This is a genomic window from Sinorhizobium kostiense (assembly GCF_017874595.1).
Taxonomy (GTDB): domain Bacteria; phylum Pseudomonadota; class Alphaproteobacteria; order Rhizobiales; family Rhizobiaceae; genus Sinorhizobium; species Sinorhizobium kostiense.
In genome coordinates this window covers 129,343-150,282 of the sequence record NZ_JAGILA010000005.1, presented here as the reverse complement: position 1 = coordinate 150,282, position 20,940 = coordinate 129,343, and the positions used below count along the sequence as shown (strand labels likewise).

At 62.2% G+C, this 20,940-nt stretch carries 17 protein-coding genes; 13 read left to right on the top strand and 4 right to left on the bottom strand.

Annotated elements, in window-relative coordinates:
• Window positions 1–64: 64 nt before the first annotated feature.
• The 3 genes from J2Z31_RS18600 to J2Z31_RS18590 are packed head-to-tail and all read right to left on the bottom strand — an operon-like array spanning window position 65 to window position 3,047.
• The gene (locus tag J2Z31_RS18600) at window positions 65–961 is read right to left on the bottom strand and encodes an NAD-dependent epimerase/dehydratase family protein (RefSeq protein WP_209603257.1); all 897 of its coding nucleotides are present in this window, start codon (window positions 959–961) and stop codon (window positions 65–67) included.
• Window positions 958–1,830, bottom strand: coding sequence for a glycosyltransferase (locus tag J2Z31_RS18595; protein ID WP_209603255.1), 873 nt, complete (start codon window positions 1,828–1,830; stop codon window positions 958–960). Before J2Z31_RS18595 ends, J2Z31_RS18600 begins: the two co-directional genes overlap by 4 nt.
• Window positions 1,827–3,047: an NAD-dependent epimerase/dehydratase family protein gene (locus J2Z31_RS18590; RefSeq protein WP_209603253.1), complete on the bottom strand. Its 1,221-nt coding sequence runs from the start codon at window positions 3,045–3,047 to the stop codon at window positions 1,827–1,829. Before J2Z31_RS18590 ends, J2Z31_RS18595 begins: the two co-directional genes overlap by 4 nt.
• 124 nt (window positions 3,048–3,171) lie before the next feature.
• Between J2Z31_RS18590 and ybgC the strand changes: the two genes are divergently transcribed.
• Window positions 3,172–3,621, top strand: a complete 450-nt coding sequence (ybgC, locus tag J2Z31_RS18585; protein ID WP_209603251.1) for a tol-pal system-associated acyl-CoA thioesterase — start codon at window positions 3,172–3,174, stop codon at window positions 3,619–3,621.
• A gap of 30 nt (window positions 3,622–3,651) precedes the next feature.
• Here the strand turns inward: ybgC and ligD are convergent, their stop codons facing one another.
• Window positions 3,652–6,249 (bottom strand): DNA ligase D, encoded by a 2,598-nt coding sequence (ligD, locus tag J2Z31_RS18580; protein WP_209603249.1) that lies wholly within the window; start codon window positions 6,247–6,249, stop codon window positions 3,652–3,654.
• A 396-nt stretch (window positions 6,250–6,645) separates the two neighbouring features.
• On the opposite strand from ligD, the gene tolQ reads away from it, so the two are divergent.
• The 12 genes from tolQ to J2Z31_RS18520 all read left to right on the top strand — a co-directional run bounded on the left by tolQ (window position 6,646) and on the right by J2Z31_RS18520 (window position 20,934).
• Window positions 6,646–7,365: a protein TolQ gene (gene tolQ, locus J2Z31_RS18575; RefSeq protein ID WP_209603247.1), complete on the top strand. Its 720-nt coding sequence runs from the start codon at window positions 6,646–6,648 to the stop codon at window positions 7,363–7,365.
• Between the two features lie 23 nt (window positions 7,366–7,388).
• Window positions 7,389–7,841, top strand: a complete 453-nt coding sequence (gene tolR / locus J2Z31_RS18570; RefSeq protein ID WP_209603245.1) for a protein TolR — start codon at window positions 7,389–7,391, stop codon at window positions 7,839–7,841.
• Window positions 7,842–7,850: 9 nt separating this feature from the next.
• On the top strand, window positions 7,851–8,921 hold the full coding sequence (locus J2Z31_RS18565) for a cell envelope integrity protein TolA (RefSeq protein WP_209603243.1): 1,071 nt from the start codon (window positions 7,851–7,853) through the stop codon (window positions 8,919–8,921).
• A gap of 20 nt (window positions 8,922–8,941) precedes the next feature.
• Window positions 8,942–10,249, top strand: a complete 1,308-nt coding sequence (gene tolB / locus J2Z31_RS18560; RefSeq protein ID WP_209603241.1) for a Tol-Pal system beta propeller repeat protein TolB — start codon at window positions 8,942–8,944, stop codon at window positions 10,247–10,249.
• Window positions 10,250–10,486: 237 nt separating this feature from the next.
• Window positions 10,487–11,017 (top strand): peptidoglycan-associated lipoprotein Pal, encoded by a 531-nt coding sequence (pal, locus tag J2Z31_RS18555; RefSeq protein ID WP_209603239.1) that lies wholly within the window; start codon window positions 10,487–10,489, stop codon window positions 11,015–11,017.
• Window positions 11,018–11,200: 183 nt separating this feature from the next.
• The gene (ybgF, locus tag J2Z31_RS18550) at window positions 11,201–12,217 is read left to right on the top strand and encodes a tol-pal system protein YbgF (RefSeq protein WP_209603237.1); all 1,017 of its coding nucleotides are present in this window, start codon (window positions 11,201–11,203) and stop codon (window positions 12,215–12,217) included.
• Window positions 12,218–12,226: 9 nt separating this feature from the next.
• Entirely contained in the window at window positions 12,227–13,561 is a 1,335-nt protein-coding gene (gene tilS / locus J2Z31_RS18545; RefSeq protein ID WP_209603235.1) for a tRNA lysidine(34) synthetase TilS, read from the top strand.
• 98 nt (window positions 13,562–13,659) lie between these two features.
• Window positions 13,660–15,597: an ATP-dependent zinc metalloprotease FtsH gene (gene ftsH / locus J2Z31_RS18540; protein WP_209603233.1), complete on the top strand. Its 1,938-nt coding sequence runs from the start codon at window positions 13,660–13,662 to the stop codon at window positions 15,595–15,597.
• A 357-nt stretch (window positions 15,598–15,954) separates the two neighbouring features.
• A complete protein-coding gene (glmM, locus tag J2Z31_RS18535) occupies window positions 15,955–17,307 on the top strand; it encodes a phosphoglucosamine mutase (protein WP_209603231.1) in 1,353 nt (450 codons plus the stop codon).
• A 335-nt stretch (window positions 17,308–17,642) separates the two neighbouring features.
• Window positions 17,643–18,470: an outer membrane protein gene (locus J2Z31_RS18530; protein WP_209603229.1), complete on the top strand. Its 828-nt coding sequence runs from the start codon at window positions 17,643–17,645 to the stop codon at window positions 18,468–18,470.
• A 295-nt stretch (window positions 18,471–18,765) separates the two neighbouring features.
• On the top strand, window positions 18,766–19,602 hold the full coding sequence (locus J2Z31_RS18525) for an outer membrane protein (protein ID WP_209603227.1): 837 nt from the start codon (window positions 18,766–18,768) through the stop codon (window positions 19,600–19,602).
• Between the two features lie 153 nt (window positions 19,603–19,755).
• A complete protein-coding gene (locus J2Z31_RS18520; RefSeq protein WP_209603226.1) occupies window positions 19,756–20,934 on the top strand; it encodes a phosphoserine transaminase in 1,179 nt (392 codons plus the stop codon).
• Window positions 20,935–20,940 lie beyond the last annotated feature (6 nt).

Genomic DNA, 20,940 nt, shown 5'->3' with positions numbered 1-20,940 from the left:
CAATCGCCCTTGCGGGAGAGGATTGGTCGGCAATGCCAAGGTAGCGACGTCCGGCACCTGTTTTTTATCGCACACCCTCAGCCAATTCCCGGATCGTCGCGGCCAATCGGTGGCTGCCGCCCGGTGCCCATCCAAGCGCGCGCAGTCGGTCGGTGGACATCTCCTTGAAGCCATTCGGATCGGCCGTCGGCGGCAAAGCATGCGGACAGCCAATTGCCGATTGAAGCACCGCAAGGATTTCACGATTGTCCGTCAGAACGTCCGAGACATTGAAGACCATGCCGGAGACCTTCGCCGCATCCGTTTCCAGCAACAGGCGCACGGCCTGGGCGACGTCATCGCCATGGACTTCGGTGCCGATCCGGGGCGACACGGGCCTGCCGTCGAGATAATCGGCGAAGAGGCCGCTCCATTTGTGATGTCGACCGTGGCCGGCCGGACCATAGACCCCGGTCACACGCAGGCTCGCCGTGATGAAGCCGGGGGTGGTGAGCGATTTGAGCGCGTTTTCGGCAGCGAGTTTCACCTCGCCGTAAAGCGTGTCCGGTTCGGGCTTCGTCGCCTCGTCGAGGACGGGGGAAGAGGTTCTGCCATAAACCGCGCGGCTGGAAAGAAAGACTGAACGACGCACCCCGGCGGTTCGCGCCTCTTCGAAGAGGCGGACGGAACCGTCGAGGTTCGAGCGGCGGAAGCCCAGCGGGTCGTCGCCTTCGCCGCCCCGATATCTGCCCTCGATATGGTCGAAGGCGGCATGGACGAAACAATAGACGTCGTCAAAGGCGGCGATTTGATTGCGATCTGGATCGAGACAAAGCGGGATAAAGACAACCGGCCCGGAGAAGAAGCTTGCCGGGGGCGGCGTGCGGCCGCCGACCGTCAGCTTATAGCCACTTGCAAGCAGATGTTCGACGATGAAGCGGCCGACGAATCCGGTGCCGCCGGAGACGAGGACGCGCGTCACGATGGCGTGCCGGCGCGTGCCGGGTTCTCGAGGGTAGCAATGTCGGGGATGTTTTCGCCCGTGAAATAGGCGTGCCAGAGTTCGATCAGGGGGTGGAGTATATGCGCTCGCGGATGACCCTGCTCCCATGGCTTCTCATACTGGTAATGAAGCACCCCGATCGAGCGCCAGTCCCAGAGAGCGGGCAGGTTGAACCAGACATATTGCAGCATGTTCATCGTCACTGGCAGGCCGTGCCAGTCGGGAAAGAATTGTTGCAAGAACGTCTGGTCTGTCCGGGGCCAGAAAGCCTCCGGCGCGTCGAGTGCGACGAGCATCCTCTCGAATGTCGAAAGCGACGGTTCGGCGACGAAGACACCGGAGTTCAGCCGGTGGAAATCGGCGAGGCTCTCGTACACATTCGGCGCCGCTGAAAACTCCGGGTAGCGAAATAGCTTGTCAATGTTGTGCAGAACAAGCGCGTCGGCGTCTATGAAAACACACCGGTCGTATTCGGTAAGCTGCCAAAGCCGCAGCTTGCAGAAATTGTCGAGCGGAGAGTGGAATGCGGGCTTGCGGCCTTTCGCGAAGGGCGCCTTTTCATGCACGTTACGCCGCGCGTGTCGGGCGTTGAAATCGTCGGAGAGCGGCAGGAGCTCCGTTTCGATCAGGCGACAGCCGAAATCAGTAAGCGGCTCGAGCGCAGAAATATCAACTCCGCCCGTATGCAGCACCACGATCTCCGCCATCGTATCCGTGAGGCGGAGGGAGCGGGCGAGCGCCCGCGCGCCGAGCGCGTAATCGCCATTGGTGACGAGGGTCACGAAAGCGTGGCGGGCGCGGGGCGGGGAGGAGGGGCGGAGCCCTTCCGAAGCGGTCTTCACGATCATGAAACGGATTTCAGCCGCTTGCCCTCCGGATCATGATTGATCAGCGGAGCGATGTCCTTGGTCCAGGCGGAGACGGCCGGCACGCGCGAGCGGTCGACGCGATAGGCGAATTTCTTCGCGACGTCGACGATCTCAGAAAGCAGCCCGTCCTCCAGGCGGATGGGCTCAAGCCCGAGCGCCAGGAACTTCTCATTGTGCACCACGAGCTCGTTCTCTGCAGCTTCCTTGCGCGGGTTCGGCAGCCAGGCGATCTCGGAGCCGGTCTTCTTGGCAATCATCTCGGCGAGGTCGCGGACGCGATGCGTCTCGGTCATCTGGTTGAAGATCTCGACGCGGCTGCCGCGGACTGGCGGGCTCTTGAGCGCGAGCTCGATGCAGCGCACCGAATCCTGAATATGGATGAAGGCGCGCGTCTGCCCGCCGGTACCATGCACGGTCAGCGGATAACCGATCGCCGCCTGGATCAGAAAGCGGTTGAGCACGGTGCCGTAATCGCCGTCATAATCGAAGCGATTGATGAGCTGCGGGTGCCGGCGCGTCTGCGCCGTATGGGTGCCCCAGACGATGCCCTGATGCAGGTCAGTGATCCGGATGCCGTCGTTCTTGGCATAGAACTGAAAAAGCAGCTGATCGAGGCACTTTGTCATGTGGTAGATCGAGCCCGGATTTGCTGGGTAGAGGATCTCCTGGCTCACCGTCTCCCCGCCCACGGTGTCGATCCCGACCGGCAGATAGCCTTCGGGGATGGCCGCACCGATCGTCGAATAGCCGTAGACGCCCATAGTACCGAGGTGCACGAGGTGGGCGTCGAGGTCGAGCTCGACCAGCGCGTTCAGGAGGTTATGAGTCGCATTGACGTTATTGTTGACGGTGTAGTTCTTGTGCCGGTCGCTCTTCATCGAGTAGGGGGCGGCGCGCTGCTCGGCGAAGTGCACGATCGCATCCGGCCGATGATGATCGAGCCATTTCTTCAGAAGCTCATAGTCGCGGGCGAGGTCGATCAGGTTAAAATGGATGCGCCGGCCCGTCTCCGCGTGCCAGATGCGGGTGCGCTCCTGGATGGAATCCATCGGAGTGAGGGATTGCACGCCGAGTTCTGTGTCGATCCAGCGGCGGGAGAGATTGTCGAGAATGTGGATGTCGTGGCCCGCATCGGACAAATGCAGAGCGGTGGGCCAGCCGACGAAACCGTCACCGCCGAGGATTGCGATCTTCATGCACGATTCTCCTGATCGGGAGGAAGGGACAGGGATCAGATAGGACAGGATTGTGACAAAGCTGCAATACTTGCAAATGTCTTTTTGTTCCTGCACAGAAGCGGAAATCCTCCCGGAGAATGCCATGTCACTGATTTCGCTCGCCGGCGAGCTGACGGAAACCGGCCATCGACTGATCCAGCGGGTCTATTACGAGGACACCGATTTTTCGGGCGTCGTTTATCATGCCCGCTACCTTCACTTCATGGAGCGGGCTCGGACGGATTATCTCAGGTTGCTGGGCGTCGAACAGGCAACGCTTGCCATCGAAGGCGATTCGGAGGGGCTTGTCTTCGTGGTGCACCGAATGGAGATCGACTTCAAGGCGCCGGCCCGCATGGACGACGTGTTGACGATCGAGACGACCACCGAGAAGGCCGGCGGCGCCAAGATGGTGCTGCAGCAGCAGATCCGCCGCGGCGAGACGCTCTTGATCGCAGCCAAGGTGATCATCGCGGTGATCAACGGCCAAGGCAGGCCGCGCCGGCTGCCGGAAGGGCTGGCAGTGAAGTTCCTGGCGGGTGCAGTGGCATAAGCACGGTTGGTGAACCGCTGGCATGCGGCTTTAGCTTTCCACCGACTGCAATATAGACTTCGTCAGCGACTGCTTCGCCTTGCCGAATTCGCGCCAGGGGTCGATGTCGCTTTCGATGCGGTCGACGATCTCCGCAATGTGGAAGCAGTTGGCGGCATCGAGCTCTTCGAGCTCGTCCCAGCCAACCGGCGTGGCGATCGGTCCACCTTCGCGCGCGCGGCTGGAGTAGGGGGCGATCGCCGTCGAGCCGCGGTCGTTTCTCAGCCAATCGATGAAGATCCGGCCCTTGCGCTTGGCCTTCGACATGGTGGCGACGAATTGGTCGGGATCGCGATCGGCGAAGCCTTGGGCGATCGCCTTGGCGAAACGCTTCACCTCGTCCCAGGCAGCGCGGCGCACGAGTGGCACGACCACATGGACGCCCTTGCCGCCGGTCACCATGGCAAAGGACTTGAGGCCAAGTTCGGCGAGTTCGTCACGCAGCGCCGTGGCGGCACGCTTCACAGTCGCGAAGCCGACGCTCGGATCGGGGTCTAGGTCGAAAACCAGGCGGTCGGGCTGCTCCAGCCTGTCGATCGTCGAACCCCAGATGTGAAATTCAAGCGTGCCCATCTGAACGGCGGCAACCAGGCCCTTGGCGTCGTGGACATACATGTAGTTCTCGGTTCCGCCCGAAGATTCGGTGATTGGGACCTCCCGAATGTCCTTCGGAAAGCCGTCGCTCGCATGCTTTTGATAGAAGCATTGGCGCTGTCGTCCTTGCGGGCAGCGCACCAGAGAGAGCGGATGATCGGCGGCGAGCGGCAGCATCCTTCCGGCTACGACGGCGTAGTAGCGGGCAAGATCGATCTTGGTGATTCCCTGGCCCTGGAAGAGCACACGATCCGGGTGCGAGATACGTATGCCAAGGACCTCCTCCTCGCCTTCCCGCGATCGTTTGGCGGTCTTTTCGGGCGTGGGTTTTCCTTTGCTTGTCTCGGCCTCTTTTTTTTGCGCCTGCGGCGTCTCCAGTTTCACGGTCGAAGCCTCCTTATCTTCACGAAGCCCCTGGAACGAGCCGTGGCGGATGTGCCCGTCATCGGTGAATTCGGCGAAATCGACTTCCGCCACCAGGTCGGGTTCCAGCCACACGGCATCGCGGTTCCTTTCCCGCGGCACTCGCGCGAAGGGCGACGTCCGGCGTTTGCGCAGGTCGAAGAGAGCGGCGAGTTCCCCCAGCGTTCGTCCGGTGAAGCCGGTGCCGACGCCGCCGCGATAGATGAGTTTGCCGTTCTCGTAGGTGCCGACGAGCAGCGAGGCGAAGGGTCGGCCTTTCTTGTCGGAAGGCGTATAGCCGCCGATCACAAATTCCTGGCGCTTGGTGCATTTCACCTTCAGCCAGCTTCGCGTGCGGCCGCTCTGATAAGGCGCATCTGCGTCCTTGGCGATGATCCCTTCCTGTCCGGCCTTGCATATGGCCGCTAGCACATGCGCGCTGCTGCCGCGCACATGCTCGCTGTACTGAACGGTTGCCGTCGTCCCAAGGGTGTCGAGGAGTTCCTTCAGCCGCTCCTTCCTGGCGACGAGCGGCTTTCGACGCAAATCCTCGCCGTCGAGTTCGATGAGGTCGAAGGCGTAATAGCGGGTATCGGCGCCGGTCTTCAGCGCCTTCTGCAGGGCAGAAAAAGTCGAGCCTTTCTCGGCAAGCGCGACGACCTCGCCGTCGATCAGCGCCGATTGGCAATCGAGCTCTGCGAGGGCGGCAGCGATCACGCGGAACTTGTCGGTCCAGTCGAGTCCGTTTCGCGTGTAGCAGCGGACGGTGTCGCCACCGACGGCGGCCAGCACACGGTAGCCGTCGAACTTGACCTCATTCAGCCAGCCATCGCCCGAGGGGGCTTTCGTCACCAGCGTCGCGAGTTGCGGCGGCCTGAAGGGGGGAGGCTTGGCGGATGATTTTGGCGCCCGGCGTTTTTGTCGCCTGACCTCCTCGGCAATCGCACCGGCTTTGAGATTGGCGGCGATGCTCTTGTTCGAGTGCCAGATGCGTGCCTTCCCTTCGCCCTTGCCGGCGGCGATCTCGTCCATAGTGCGGCCGGTGCGTACGCTCGTGACATGTCCCTCCACGAGCGCTTCTCCGTCCTCGGAGGCGACTTCGTCACTCTGTTTCACCAACAGCCAGCTCTCCCGCTTCTCGCCATCGCGCGGTCGCATCCGCACGAGCGCCCAACCGCCTTTCATGCGGCTGCCATGCAACTCGAAGCTGAGCTTGCCCTTCTTCAGGCCTTCGGCCGGATCGCCCTCCGGCTCCCACCAGCCGGTGTCCCAGAGCATGACCGTTCCGCCGCCATACTCGCCTTCCGGGATCGTCCCCTCGAAGTCGCCATAAGCGAGGGGATGATCTTCCGTCCGCACGGCGAGGCGCTTGTCCTCGGGGTTGAGGCTCGGACCCCGCGTCACCGCCCAGCTCTTCAACACCCCCTCCCATTCAAGGCGGAAGTCGTAGTGGAGCCGCGTCGCGTCGTGCTTCTGGACGAGAAAGCGCTTCCTGCCGTCATGGCTGGGAGCGACGGCCCCTTTGGGCTCGCGCGTCTTCTTGAAGTCGCGCCGCCGGTTGTATTCGGAGAGAGGTTCGCTACGCGCGGCCATTCCTCATCCTCACGCCGATTTCCGCCGGCTGCGAGAGCCGTAGGTGCCATTCCACGTCTCAAGAAGCACACGGGCTGGGCTGTCGCGCCGGTTTTCGGCGCATGGACCAGGAGCGAAACGTGCAATCGCGGGCAAGGTTCCGCACGGCCGCGGCGCTTCAATCGGCCTTTGGTAACGCTCTTTTAACCATAACAGTGTCTTAATCCGTGTATCAGGATTTGTGCAGTGCACGTCATCCTTTGACCAAAATTGACGGCAAGAAGGCAGGCTGAAGCAATAGATCGCAATGCCGCGATTGGTGGCAATGCCGGGGCATACTTGCAAAAGATCGTTTGGGCGACCCGGTTATGAGCATGAGAAGCTCTGCCGGGTATTTGGATTCGGGGACTGAGATCGATGGAACAGGTTGGATTGGCCGCGACAAGCGACGTGACACTCTGGTCGCTGTTCATGCAGGCGGGCCTTGTCGTAAAACTGGTCATGCTGGGCCTGATCGGGGCCTCGGTCTGGACCTGGGCGATCGTCGTCGACAAGTCGCTGAACTACGGGCGCGTTCGCCGTCAGCTCGACAATTTCGAGCAGGTCTTCTGGTCCGGCCAGTCGTTGGAGGAGCTCTATCGCACGCTTTCCGATCGGAACACGACCGGCATGGGAGCGATCTTCGTTTCGGCGATGCGCGAATGGAAGAAAAGCTTCGAACGCGGCGCCCGGGCACCGATCGGACTGCAGATGCGCATCGACCGGGCCATGGACGTGACGCTCGCGCGTGAATCCGAGACGCTCGAAGCGCGGCTCGGTTCACTTGCCACAATCGGCTCGGCGGCTCCCTTCATCGGCCTTTTCGGTACGGTTGTCGGTATCATGACCTCCTTCCAGGCGATCGCCGGTTCAAAGTCGACCAACCTTGCGGTCGTCGCACCGGGTATCGCCGAGGCATTGCTCGCGACCGCTATTGGCCTGCTCGCCGCTATCCCGGCCGTAATCGCCTATAACAAGTTCACCGCCGATGCCGGCAAGTTGACGGCACGCATGGAGGCCTTCGCCGACGAGTTCTCCGCTATCCTGTCGCGGCAGATCGATGAAAAGCTGCAGCCCTCGCGCCAGGCCGCGCAATAACCCCGAGCACGGAGACAACGCTTATGGGTATGGCAGTTGGCGGAGCCAAGGGTTCGGGCGGCGGTCGCCGCCGGCGCGGCGGCCGGAGAAGCACGATCAGCGAGATCAACGTGACGCCGCTCGTCGACGTGATGCTGGTGCTGTTGATCATCTTCATGGTGGCGGCTCCGATGATGACGGTCGGGGTGCCGATCGACCTGCCGGAAACACAGGCGAAGGCGATGAATGCCGAAACCCAGCCGATCACCGTTTCGGTCAATCCGGCCGGCGAGATCTTCCTGCAGGAGACGCCGATCGGCATTGACGAGGTCGTGCCGAAGCTCGAGGCGATCGCCACGACCGGCTATAACGAGCGCATCTACGTGCGTGGAGACACCAACGCCGATTATGGCACGGTGATGAAGGTCATGGCGCGCATCTCGGCGGCCGGCTTCAAGAATCTCGGGCTTGTGACACTTCAAGAACAGGAAAAGTGATCTCCGGTCATGAAGGGCAGTCTTGCCACATCTGCTGTCCTCCACGCCCTGGTGCTGACCTGGGCGCTGGTGTCACTCGGCAGCCCGGCCGAATTCGAGGTCGCGGATGTCGAGGCTCTGCCGGTCGATATCGTGCCGATCGAATCGATCACCCAGATCCAGCAGGGCGACAAAAAAGCGCCGGCTAAGGAAAAGGCATCGCCCGTTCCAACCAAGAAGCCCAACCCGGTCGAGAATGCCGAGAATGTCGGTGACAACGACATCGACCTCAAGTCGCCGCCGAAGCCTGACGCCAAGCCCCTTCAGAACGAATCGGCGGCTGCCCCGGAAAAGACGGAGAAGGCTCCGCCGAGCCCCGATCCGGTGAAGGAGGAAATCCAGAAGGTCGGAGAGCCGACGCCTGCCTCCGAACCGGCAACGGAAGTCGCCGCCCTGCCCGAGCCGAAGCAGGAGGTCGAGCCCGATCCCAAGCCGGAGCCCGCCCCTGCCGAAGAGACGCCGGCGGAGAATCCGGCGGCCGAAGCCCTGCCTGAGAAGGTGCCGACGCCGATGGCCAAGCCTAAGGTCGAAAAGCCGGCGCAGACGGCCAAGACGCCCGAGCGCAAAAAGGAAGAGGCGAAGAAGGAGCAGAAGAAGGCGAGTTCGCAGAAGGAGAGCGACTTCAACGCCGACGAGATCGCGGCGCTGCTCAACAAGCAAGAATCCTCCGGCGGCGGCGCCAAGCGTTCGACCGAGGAGGCGGCGCTTGGCGGCAAGAAGACGACCTCCGGTGAAAAACTTTCGCAGAGCGAGATCGACGCCTTGCGCGGCCAGATCCAGAACAATTGGTCGATCATTCCGGGCATGGCCGATGCCACCGACGTCCGCATCACGGTGAGGATGAAACTCGACCCGAATGGCGAATTGATTGGAGAACCGGAAGTCGAGGCGACCGGCGGCTCCGATGCAGCGCGCCGGGCACTGATGGGTGGCGCGCGACGCGCTATCCTCAAATCGGCACCCTTCCAGGGCTTGCCGGCCGACAAATACGACACGTGGAGTGAGGTCGTCGTCAATTTCGACCCAAGCTCGATGCTCTAAATGAAACGCTGAAAGGCTTCATGGAAATGCTGAGACGCAATATTTTCCGTCTTCTCATGCTGATGTTTGCAGGTGCGCTGTTTGCCGCGCCGGCGAACGCAGTTGTGGAGATCGACATCAACAAGGGCAACGTCGAGCCGCTGCCGATCGCTGTCACGGACTTCCTCGAGGGTGAACTCGGCCAGAAGATCTCCGACGTGATTGCCGCCGATCTCAAGCGGTCGGGCCTTTTCGCGCCTATAGACAAGGGCGCGTTCATCGAGAAGATTTCCAATCCAGATGGCGCCCCGCGCTTCGAAGACTGGAAGGTGATCAACGCCCAGGCACTCGTCACCGGCCGCGTTACCCAGGAGGGTGATGGACGGCTGAAGGCAGAATTCCGTCTGTGGGACACCTTCGCCGGGCAGCAGATGCTTGGCCAGCAGTTTTTCACCCAGCCGGAAAACTGGCGCCGCGTCGCCCATATCATCGCCGATGCGATCTATGAGCGGATTACCGGCGAGAAGGGTTATTTCGATACCCGGGTCGTCTACGTCGCCGAGAGCGGACCGAAGAATGCGCGCAAGCGCCAGCTCGCCATCATGGACCAGGATGGGGCCAATGCTCGCGCGCTGACCAATTCCAACGACATCGTCCTCACCCCGCGCTTCTCGCCGAACCGCCAGGAAATCACCTACATGTCGTTCGAGAACCAGCAGCCGCGCGTTTACCTGCTGCAGCTCGAGACCGGACAACGTGAGGTGGTCGGCAACTTCCCGGGAATGACGTTCGCGCCGCGCTTCTCGCCGGACGGGCAGCGGGTGATCATGAGCCTTCAGCAGGACGGCAATGCCAATATCTACACGATGGACCTGCGCTCGCGCACGACAACGCGGCTGACCAACACGGCCGCGATCGATACTTCTCCGTCCTATTCGCCGGACGGCAGCCGGGTCGTCTTCGAAAGCGATCGCGGCGGCAAGCAGCAGCTCTACGTCATGGGGGCCGATGGCTCCGGCCAGACGCGTATTTCCTTTGGCGACGGCTCCTATTCCACGCCGGTCTGGTCTCCGCGCGGCGACCTCATCGCGTTTACCAAGCAGTCAGGCGGCAAGTTCTCGATCGGCGTCATGAAGCCGGACGGTTCGGGCGAGCGCATCTTGACTACGGGCTTCCACAATGAAGGTCCGACCTGGGCGCCGAACGGCCGCGTGCTGATGTTCTTCCGCCAGAACGCCGGCGCCGGCGGGCCCCAGCTCTATTCCATCGACCTGACGGGCTACAACGAGCAGCTCATTCCGACGCAGGGTTTTGCGTCCGACCCTGCCTGGTCGCCGCTGATGGAGTAGGCGGGAGGCGGCGTCGCGCGCATCGCGCGTTTGTCCAAAAGCTTTCCACAGACGCGGCGGGGATTGTGGCGAATGTGCCGCTTTCTCGCCGCAAAGTGCTGGTCTAGCAGGCCTCCGACGCAAATTGTCGATTTGTTAACCATATCCATTGAAGAGCAATTAACCGCCCCCGGTTACAGTCTGGCAACCGTGAATTCAGACACTTCTCTTAGACAGTCCTCAAGGAGACCCGGCCCCATGAGCCGAATTGACACCCCGGCCGCAAGCCGACTGCAGACCATTGCCCGCAATCCGGTCATGATCGCCCTCGTTATGACGCTTGCCGTCGCCGGCTGCGCGTCGAAGAAGAATCTGCCGAACGATGCCGCCGGCCTCGGCCTTGGCGCAGGTGCGGCAACCCCGGGTTCGCAGCAGGATTTCACCGTCAATGTCGGCGACCGCATCTTCTTCGATACTGATTCGAGCTCGATCCGCGCCGACGCACAGGCCACGCTCGATCGTCAGGCCCAATGGCTGGCGAAGTATCCCAATTACGCGATCACCGTCGAAGGGCATGCCGACGAACGCGGCACGCGCGAATACAACCTCGCGCTCGGCGCCCGCCGCGCCGCCGCGACGCGCGACTATCTAATCAGCCGCGGCGTTCCGGCCAACCGCATGCGCACGATCTCCTACGGCAAGGAAAAGCCGGTCGCCGTTTGCGACGATATCTCCTGCTGGTCGCAGAACCGCCGCGCCGTCACCGTTCTCGGCGGCGCCGGAAGCTGATTTTCAGCCTGCAAATCGCGATTATGGAAGGGCGGCTCAGGCCGCCTTTTCTTTTTTACCACACTTTGGCCGAACTCCGTTGCTTTTTCACCGCAATTGGAAAACTGTGCGGCTCGCCCCCATGGAACCGCCAAGATGGCGGTCGGGGGTGCGAGTAAATCCGTATCGAACAGGACAATTGGGATGAAGAAATTTGTCGTGGCAGGACTGATTGGTCTGACGGCCCTTTCGGGGCTCGGCCCAACGGCCAATGCCATGCCGCTTTCCGGGCTCCTTGCTCGGACGACTGGAGCCGGTAAAGGCGACTTGCCGGTGATGAAAGTGCAATCGGCCGACGTGGGTCGGATCGGCCAGCTCGAGGAACAGATCCGCTCGCTCAACGGGCGTATCGAGGAAATGAGCTTCCAGATCCTGCAGATGCAGGAGCAGATCCGGAAGTTCCAGGAGGACAACGAGTTCCGCTTCCAGGATCTCGAAAACGGCAAGTCCTCCACGCAGAAAAGCGGCGCGCTCGACGCGCCGAAGTCCGGCGACCAGGCATCCGTCACCCCCGAGGTGACGGACAGCCCGGCAACGGCTGCGCCCGACAACGGCGATATGGCCACGACATCATCGGCAACGCCCGGCGCTGCAGCGCCGCCGACCACGCTCGGCCAGATCGTTTTCGACGAGAACGGCAATCCGATCGGGGCCACGGCGGAGGCCGAACCGGGCGCCAATGCCACGCTGCCGGGCGTCGAAACGGGCGTGGCCGACCAGAGCGGCACCGGTTTCGGCGGCAACAATGGGGCAGACGGCCAGCAGACGGCTTCGCTCGGCAATGCTGGCGATCTCTATCAGTCCGGCTATAGCCATGTGCTTTCCGGCGATTATGGCATGGCCGAGCAGGAATTTCGCGGGTATCTCGAGGCTTTCCCGGAGGGCGACAAGGCAGCGGACGCCAGCTTCTGGATGGGCGAAGCGCAATATTCGCAAGGCAAATACAACGAAGCGGCGAAGACTTTCCTCAACGCCCACCAAACCTATGGCAAGTCGCCCAAGGCACCGGAAATGCTGCTGAAGCTCGGAATGTCGCTTGGCGCCGTCGATAACAAGGAAACCGCCTGCGCAACACTGCGCGAGGTGAACAAGCGTTATCCCAAGGCATCGGCCGCCGTGAAGGCGAAGGTCGCCAGCGAGCAGAGCCGTTTCGGCTGCTGAGGCCAATCCATGTCCGACGCCGTTCTCGACGCGGCCAGAATTTTTCTCAATTCCTTTATAGAACCTCGCAGGCTTCTCGTCGCCGTGTCCGGCGGCAGCGATTCCAAGGGTCTCCTTCTCGCACTTCACCATGCGAGTCAGACGGAGGCGCGGAAGGGCTTTTCGCTCGTTGCCTGCACGATAGACCACCGCTTGCGGCCGGAGTCCGCAAGTGAAGCCGAGGCGGTTGGTGCTTTCTGCACTTCGCTAGGCGTTCCCCACCGCATCTATCGCTGGGAAGGCGATAAGCCCAGGACCGGCCTTCAGGCCGCGGCGCGCAATAAGCGCTACGAACTGCTCGCCGAAGCGGCTGGCGCGCTCGGTGCCGAATGCATCGCCACCGGGCACACGCTCGACGACCAATACGAGACGATCGCGATGCGCGGTGCGCGCGGCGCTGAAGGCGGGCAAGGCCAGGGCGGCGCAGGAATGGCGGCAACCGTGCTCTACGGGCGGAGGATCTGGGTCCTTAGACCGTTCCTCGGCTTGCGCCGCACTGCGATCCGCGCCTTCCTCGAAGCGGAGGGCGTGGGCTGGTCCGACGATCCAAGCAACGTCAATCCCGTGTTCGAGCGGGCCCGCGTGCGTGCCGATCTTGCAGCGTCCGGCGATGTGCCGGCACTGCGCTGGAGCGCCGCGCAGCGCTCCGCCTCGTCGGTAAGGGCTGCGGCCCTGATCAGCGGGCACGTCCGTGTATATGGCGCCCTGGTCGCCGAGATTGCCGTGCCGCTGGCGGGAAAGATGGACGACCCGGACTGGTGTCGGGGGATGATGTCGCTCGCCGCAGTCCTCGGCGGGCGCGATCACCTGCCCGCGGGTGCGACGGTCAAGCGGCTCTCCGGCTTTCTGAAATCGGACCATCCTGGCCGGATGACGGCAGCGCGGGTGGTCTTCGACCGCCGTTCGAGCGGCCTTTATCTCTATCGCGAGCCGCGCAATCTTCCCGTGCTCGATCTTAGGCCGGGCGAGCGTGGGCTCTGGGACGGCCGCTTCACCATTGCCAGCCTGGATTCCGCCCTGACTGTGAGCGCGGGGGACGGCGGCGTTTGGCAGCAGAGGCTTATTGACGCAGGCTTGCCGAAGGGGGTTGCCATGAGGGCTTCGCAAGTGGCACCTCACATTGTGCCAGCGGAGGCCGGAAACACCGGAGGCGACACGGCGAAGGTAGAGTGCCGCATAGGGCTTTACGACACCTTTTTGCCGGGTTTCGACAGGATTATGGCGGATGCCATCGCCGTGCTGTTCGGTCGCGATCGATACCCCGCGCCGCCGGTTCACGATGTTTTGACGGAATTGGAAGGGTAGCCGGCGGTTTGCCTTGGCAAGGCAGCGGCGGAACCCTATGTTAGGGAACAAGAGTGTAGCCCGGCGAAGGCCCGGCTGCGGAGGTTCCGGGGAGTTCGATGAACCCTAATTTTCGAAATTTTGCCCTCTGGGCAATCATAGCGCTTCTCCTGATTGCGCTATTCAGCATGTTCCAGCAGCCCACCGAGCGCACGGGTTCGCGCGAAATTCCCTTCTCGCAGTTCCTGAAGGACGTCGACTCCAATCGCGTCAAGGAAGTGGTGATTACCGGCTCCAAGGTGATCGGCAGCTATTCCGAAAGCGGCGCGACCTTCCAGACCTATGCGCCTGCCGTCGATACAGCTCTGACGGAGCGGCTTGAAGCCAAGGACGTCACCGTCACCGTTCGCCCCGAGACCGACGGCTCCTCCGGCTTCCTGAGCTACATCGGAACTCTTCTGCCGATGTTGTTGATCCTCGGCGTCTGGCTGTTCTTCATGCGTCAGATGCAAGGCGGATCGCGTGGCGCGATGGGGTTTGGCAAGTCCAAGGCAAAGCTCCTGACCGAAGCGCACGGCCGCGTGACCTTCGAGGATGTCGCCGGCGTCGATGAAGCCAAGCAGGACCTCGAGGAAATCGTCGAATTCCTGCGCGACCCGCAGAAGTTCCAGCGGCTCGGCGGTCGCATCCCGCGCGGCGTGCTGCTCGTCGGCCCGCCCGGCACCGGTAAGACGTTGCTTGCCCGCTCCGTCGCGGGCGAGGCGAACGTCCCCTTCTTCACCATCTCCGGCTCGGATTTCGTCGAGATGTTCGTCGGTGTCGGTGCATCGCGCGTCCGCGACATGTTCGAGCAAGCGAAGAAGAATGCACCCTGCATCATCTTCATCGACGAGATCGACGCGGTCGGCCGTCACCGCGGCGCGGGCCTCGGCGGCGGCAACGACGAGCGCGAGCAGACGCTGAACCAATTGCTGGTCGAGATGGACGGCTTCGAGGCGAATGAGGGGATTATCCTTATCGCTGCGACGAACCGTCCCGACGTGCTCGATCCGGCGCTGTTGCGCCCGGGCCGCTTCGACCGCCAGGTCGTCGTGCCGAACCCGGACATCAACGGCCGCGAACGGATCCTCAAGGTGCATATTCGCAACGTGCCGCTTGCGCCGAATGTCGATCTCAAGGTGCTTGCCCGGGGCACGCCCGGCTTCTCCGGCGCGGATCTCATGAATCTCGTCAACGAGGCGGCACTGATGGCGGCGCGGCGCAACAAGCGCCTCGTCACCATGCAGGAGTTCGAGGACGCCAAGGACAAGATCATGATGGGCGCGGAGCGCCGTTCCTCCGCCATGACCGAGGCCGAGAAGAAGCTCACCGCCTACCACGAGGCCGGCCACGCGATCGTGGCCCTCAATGTCCCCTCGGCCGATCCGCTCCACAAGGCGACCATTATTCCGCGTGGCCGCGCTCTCGGCATGGTGATGCAATTGCCCGAGGGCGACCGCTATTCGATGAGCTACAAGTGGATGATCTCGCGCCTTGCAATCATGATGGGCGGGCGGGTTGCCGAGGAACTGACCTTCGGCAAGGAGAACATCACTTCCGGGGCTTCCTCCGATATCGAGCAGGCGACGAAGCTCGCGCGGGCTATGGTCACGCAATGGGGCTTCTCCGACCAGCTCGGTCAGGTCGCTTATGGTGAAAACCAGCAGGAGGTCTTCCTCGGTCATTCCGTCGCACAGCAGAAGAATGTATCGGAAGCGACCGCCCAGAAGATCGACAACGAGATCCGTCGCCTGATCGACGACGCCTATGAAGCGGCGCGCAAGATCCTGACGGAAAAGCACCACGAATTCGTGGCCCTTGCCGAGGGGTTGCTGGAATACGAGACGCTGACCGGCGACGAGATCAAGGCGCTCATACGCGGCGAGAAGCCGGCACGCGATCTCGGCGACGACACGCCGCCGCACCGTGGTTCCGCGGTCCCGTCTGCCGGCACGAAGAAGGAAGTCGGGGCCAAGGGCGAAGAACCCGAGGGCGGCTTCGAACCGCAGCCTCAGTAACGCCAGCTGTGGAACATCAATTGGCTTCGAAGGCCGCCGCTTCCACGGAAGCGGCGGCCTTTTTTGGAGGTCAGCCTTACTTCAGCGCAGTTGGTAACGCGGTGTAATGATTTCTGATGATAGGATTGCTGCCGTTTGTTGTGCATATGTGCCAAAGATGGCGCAAAGCCGCCTCAATTCGTGTTTTGACGGGGAGTTGCATGGCATGAAGGCCGGAGCAGAGAGCGGAAATCGCCGCTCATCTCTTCCGCAACAAGGGCTGCAGGCGAGGTCCCGGGCATGAAGACCAACCGAGGAACACGCAACAGAACGCGGGCTACGAAAGAAATCCTGCAGAAGCAGGACGATGGAGTTTTTATGAAGCGCAAATATTTCGGCACCGACGGTATCCGCGGCCAGTCCAATATTTTTCCGATGACGCCGGATCTTGCGATGCGGGTCGGCATTGCCGTCGGGACGATTTTCCGCAACGGCGCCCACCGCCACCGGGTGGTGATCGGCAAGGACACGCGTCTTTCGGGCTACATGCTTGAAAACGCGATGGTCGCCGGCTTTACCGCCGCAGGGCTCGATGTCTTCCTGCTCGGCCCGATCCCGACGCCCGGCGTGGCCATGCTGACGCGGTCACTACGCGCCGACATCGGCGTGATGATCTCCGCCTCTCACAACCCCTTCCGCGACAACGGCATCAAACTTTTCGGGCCTGACGGCTACAAGCTTTCCGACGGGATAGAGGAGAAGATCGAGGAACTGCTCGAACAGGACATGTCCTCGCAGCTTGCCAAGCCTGAGGATATCGGCCGCGCCAAGCGCGTCGACGGCGACATATATCGCTATATCGAACAGGCGAAACGCACGCTTCCGCGCGACGTGACTCTGCAGGGGCTGCGGATCGCTATCGACTGCGCCAACGGCGCTGCCTACAAGGTCGCTCCGTCCGCGCTCTGGGAGCTCGGCGCCGAAGTGGTGACGATCGGCACCGAGCCGAACGGCGTCAACATCAACCTCGAATGCGGCTCGACCCATCCGGCGGCACTGCAGAAGAAGGTTCACGAGGTGAGGGCGGACATCGGCATAGCGCTGGATGGCGATGCCGACCGGGTATTGATCGTCGATGAAACCGGCAAAGTGATCGACGGCGACCAACTGATGGCGGTGATCGCCGACAGTTGGGCTGCCGACGGCATGCTCCAGGGCGGCGGCATTGCCGCCACAGTCATGTCGAACCTAGGCCTCGAGCGATACTTGCAGGCACGCGGACTCAAGCTGCACCGCACCAAGGTCGGCGACCGCTATGTTGTCGAGCAGATGCGCCAGGACGGACTGAATGTCGGCGGTGAGCAGTCGGGCCACATCGTGCTCTCCGACTTCGGCACGACCGGCGATGGCCTTGTGGCGGCACTGCAAATACTCGCCGTGGTCAAGCGGCAGGGCAAGTCCGTCAGCGAGGTTTGCCAGCGATTCGAGCCGGTGCCGCAAGTGCTAAAGAACGTGCGCGTTTCCGCCGGCAAGCCGCTGGAGCATGACGCCGTGCGGCAAGCGATCGCCGATGCCGAGGCGGAACTCGCCAGGAGTGGCCGCCTCCTCATTCGTCCCTCAGGCACCGAACCGCTGATCCGCGTGATGGCGGAAGGCGATGACCGCGGCAAGGTCGAACGCATCGTCGATGAGTTGGTCAATGTGATCGGCAGCGTTCGCAGCGCGGCCTGATCCGTCGCTCTTCAGGTTCCGCGGCGCCACCAGTCATCCAGACGGCAGGCGGCGCCGCAGCTTTGAAAAACCTTGCGGCGGGGTACCCCCTCTGCTGACCGCGTCGCCTTGCCAGTTTCATCGTCGCGGCGTCGGATCGGTGCATCCAAGTCGGTGGTTGAAATACCGGTCCCACCTCCCGTTCTGCCAATACTGGCGAAAGTTAATGTTCAGGGTAAATTTTTGTAGTTAATCGGGATTTAACCTTTCCCATCCATCATCCTGGCAAGCATCCACTAAGTCCGCAACACATGCGTCCGGACGGGTTGGAGTATTCGAATATATTGGGGTGGGGCATGAAAAAGGTTTTGAAGGGCGTTGCTGTGGCTCTGCTCAGCGCCGCGCCGGCTTACGCCGCGGATATCTATCAGCCGCCGGCAGCGCCGCCATACGTCGAGCAACCGGTCGCAGTCGTCCAGACCAGTGGCTGGTACCTGCGCGGCGATGTTGGTTATGCCTGGAATGATCTGCGCGGCGCGCATTTCTTCCAGGGATCCAATGGCAACCTGGTTGACTTCGATAGAGCCGATCTCGATGACTCCTACGTCCTCGGTGGTGGCGTCGGGTACCAGATCAACAACTATCTGCGCACCGACGTCACGCTTGACTATCTCGGGGAGGCCGATTTCAGCGGCTCGACCAGCGGGAGCTGCGGCGTTGCTGGCAACTGTGTGTCGACCGACATCGCCACCATGTCCGCCTGGAGCTTGCTCGCCAACGCCTATGTGGATCTTGGGACCTACGGCTCCTTCACGCCCTATCTCGGCGCCGGTATCGGCGGCACGCGCGTGAAATGGGGAAGATTGCGCAACACCAGCTGCGACGTGACCGATCCCACGAACTGCGATCCGACAGTCGAGCACGACGGCAAGGCCAAATGGCGCTTTACATATGCGCTAATGGCCGGCACTGCGGTGGATCTGACCTGCAATCTCAAGGCCGACGTCGGCTACCGCTTCCGTCACATCAATGGCGGCGACATGTTCGGTTTCAATGCCGGCAGCGGTCCCGGCTTCGACAAGGACATCTATATCCACGAGGCGCGGGCGGGTTTGCGTTACTCCTTCGGCAGCCCATGCGAAGCGGCCTATGTGCCGCCCGTCGAGCCGATCGTTTACAAGTAAAGCACTGCATCTGCCCTTGGATCGGAGCCGATCTAAGGATTAAAACCTGCAGCAATCGCTACAGCGACCTTTGTGCATCGGGAACGATGCGCACGCCGTCGGAACAGCAGATGTCGCGCATCGTCGGGCCGCCCACTGGGGCGGCCTTTTCCGTTTCGTGGAGGTGCAACATCGCTGCAGATTCCTAACATACATGGTTAACCCGTGGTTAACCCGTGCCTGCAATAGTTAACGCCGATGGGCAGTCTGCGTCGTGGAGCCGCGCCGTTGACGGTCAAAGGCGAAAGGGCATGGAATGGGCTGGCGGCAGGGAATTTGGAGCGTTGTATTCTGCGCCGGTCTGCTGGCAACGGGTACAGCAAGGTCCGCCGACGAGGAACTGATCGATGCGCCGGAAATCGCCATTTCTCCGGCAGCCAGCGACGGCGGTCGCCTCTATCTGCGCGGCGACATCGGCTATACGGGCTGGCTCGGTGAGGGCGATCCCTTCTATCGCGCGTTCGACAGCGGTACCGGCAGCTACAGCAAAACTTCGTTCGACAGCGCTCGCTTCGACAAACCTCTCTCCGGCACGGTCGGCATCGGCTATCAAGTTACCGATATTTTCCGTGCCGATCTGTCGGCCGAGTATTTTGAAGGCCGCTTCGACGGCTCTTCGTTCTCCGCAACTCCCTGCATCGGCGAAGGGGCAGGTACATCCTGTGCCTTCTCTCACCATGCCAATTTCTCCGCGCTCGGGTTGATGGCGAACGGATATGTGGACCTGGCGACGCTGGCGGGTTTCACGCCTTACCTCGGCGCCGGCATCGGCGCCACGCGGATCGACTGGAAGACCGTCCATGAAAGCTCGGCCTGCGTCGCCGGTGGTGGAGCCTGCTCCGGAGCTGCGGGCGAGGCGTCCTATCAAGGGGAGGACAGCTGGCGCTTCACCTATGCGCTTATGGCCGGCGTTTCCTATGATATTACCGACCGGCTGAAATTCGACCTCGGCTATCGCTACTCGCACACAGCAGGCGGCGACATGTTCGGCTTTGGAGCGGAGGCGCTTGCCGGTGCGATCGGTGCCAAAGGACGCGACGATGGCCTCTCGCGGCACGAAATACGCGCTGGCTTGCGCTTCGCCTTGTGGTGACCCGCCCATTTCGCCGAGTTGGCTGATTTGCTCGGAACGCCAAAAATTTTATCAAAAGCGACGCAGGGCACTTGACTTCCTCTCCGCTCCACAATATTGCCGGCGGCGGGACACCCCTCCCCAACGAGGGGCTTCTATCTGAGAGGATAGCAAATGACGAAGCCTGCCCAGCCGGCCGTGCGCCCGGCAAATACCCATTTTTCTTCTGGTCCTTGCGCGAAGCGCCCCGGCTGGAAGCTCGAAGCCCTTTCCGATGCCGCACTCGGTCGCTCTCACCGCGCCAAGATCGGCAAGGCGAAGCTGAAGCAAGCCATCGATCTTACCCGTGAAATTCTCGAAGTGCCGGCCGACTACCGCATCGGCATCGTGCCTGCTTCCGATACCGGTGCCGTCGAAATGGCGCTTTGGTCGCTGCTCGGCGCCCGCGGCGTCGACATGCTCGCTTGGGAGAGCTTTGGTGCAGGCTGGGTCACCGACGTGGTCAAGCAGCTGAGGCTCGCCGATGTCCGCCGCTTCGAAGCCGACTATGGCGAACTGCCGGATCTCTCCGCGATCGATTTCGACCGCGACGTCGTCTTCACCTGGAACGGCACGACGTCGGGCGTACGGGTGCCGAACGCCGATTTCATCCCGGCGGACCGCAAGGGGCTGACTATCTGCGATGCGACCTCGGCCGCTTTTGCGCAGCAGCTCGATTTCGCCAAGCTCGATGTCGTCACCTTCTCCTGGCAGAAGGTGCTGGGCGGCGAGGGCGGCCATGGGGTGCTGATCCTGAGCCCCCGCGCCGTCGAGCGACTCGAGAGCTATCAGCCCGCTTGGCCGCTGCCAAAGATCTTCCGCATGACCAAGGGTGGCAAGCTGATCGACGGCATTTTCACCGGCGAGACGATCAACACGCCCTCGATGCTCTGCGTCGAGGACTATATCGATGCGCTTCTCTGGGCGAAGTCGATCGGCGGTCTCAAAGCGTTGATCTCGCGTGCGGATGCCAATGCCGAGGTCATTCACCGCTTCGTCGCGGCCAATGCGTGGCTCGCCAACCTGGCGGTTGCGCCGGAAACCCGGTCCAACACCTCGGTCTGCTTGAAGATCGTCGACGAGAATGTCACGGCACTCGGCGCGGACGCGCAGGCTGCCTTCGCCAAGGGGGTGGTTGCGCTGCTCGAAAAGGAAGCCGTCGCTTACGATGTCGGCCACTATCGCGATGCTCCCTCGGGCCTGCGCATCTGGGCCGGCGCGACGATCGAGTCCGCCGACATCGAAGCGCTGATGCCGTGGCTCACCTGGGCTTTCGAGACCCAGAAGGCAACGCTTTCGCAGGCTGCCGCCTGATCGATA

Coding starts and splice junctions, on each gene's coding strand:
- pal (WP_209603239.1), top strand. CDS start 10,487: ATGAGCCGAATTGACACCCCGGCCGCAAGCCGACTGCAGACCATTGCC.
- tilS (WP_209603235.1), top strand. CDS start 12,227: ATGTCCGACGCCGTTCTCGACGCGGCCAGAATTTTTCTCAATTCCTTT.
- J2Z31_RS18595 (WP_209603255.1), bottom strand. CDS start 1,830: ATGATCGTGAAGACCGCTTCGGAAGGGCTCCGCCCCTCCTCCCCGCCC.
- J2Z31_RS18565 (WP_209603243.1), top strand. CDS start 7,851: ATGAAGGGCAGTCTTGCCACATCTGCTGTCCTCCACGCCCTGGTGCTG.
- glmM (WP_209603231.1), top strand. CDS start 15,955: ATGAAGCGCAAATATTTCGGCACCGACGGTATCCGCGGCCAGTCCAAT.
- ybgC (WP_209603251.1), top strand. CDS start 3,172: ATGTCACTGATTTCGCTCGCCGGCGAGCTGACGGAAACCGGCCATCGA.
- tolB (WP_209603241.1), top strand. CDS start 8,942: ATGGAAATGCTGAGACGCAATATTTTCCGTCTTCTCATGCTGATGTTT.
- tolR (WP_209603245.1), top strand. CDS start 7,389: ATGGGTATGGCAGTTGGCGGAGCCAAGGGTTCGGGCGGCGGTCGCCGC.
- ybgF (WP_209603237.1), top strand. CDS start 11,201: ATGAAGAAATTTGTCGTGGCAGGACTGATTGGTCTGACGGCCCTTTCG.
- ligD (WP_209603249.1), bottom strand. CDS start 6,249: ATGGCCGCGCGTAGCGAACCTCTCTCCGAATACAACCGGCGGCGCGAC.
- ftsH (WP_209603233.1), top strand. CDS start 13,660: ATGAACCCTAATTTTCGAAATTTTGCCCTCTGGGCAATCATAGCGCTT.
- tolQ (WP_209603247.1), top strand. CDS start 6,646: ATGGAACAGGTTGGATTGGCCGCGACAAGCGACGTGACACTCTGGTCG.
- J2Z31_RS18520 (WP_209603226.1), top strand. CDS start 19,756: ATGACGAAGCCTGCCCAGCCGGCCGTGCGCCCGGCAAATACCCATTTT.
- J2Z31_RS18590 (WP_209603253.1), bottom strand. CDS start 3,047: ATGAAGATCGCAATCCTCGGCGGTGACGGTTTCGTCGGCTGGCCCACC.
- J2Z31_RS18530 (WP_209603229.1), top strand. CDS start 17,643: ATGAAAAAGGTTTTGAAGGGCGTTGCTGTGGCTCTGCTCAGCGCCGCG.
- J2Z31_RS18525 (WP_209603227.1), top strand. CDS start 18,766: ATGGGCTGGCGGCAGGGAATTTGGAGCGTTGTATTCTGCGCCGGTCTG.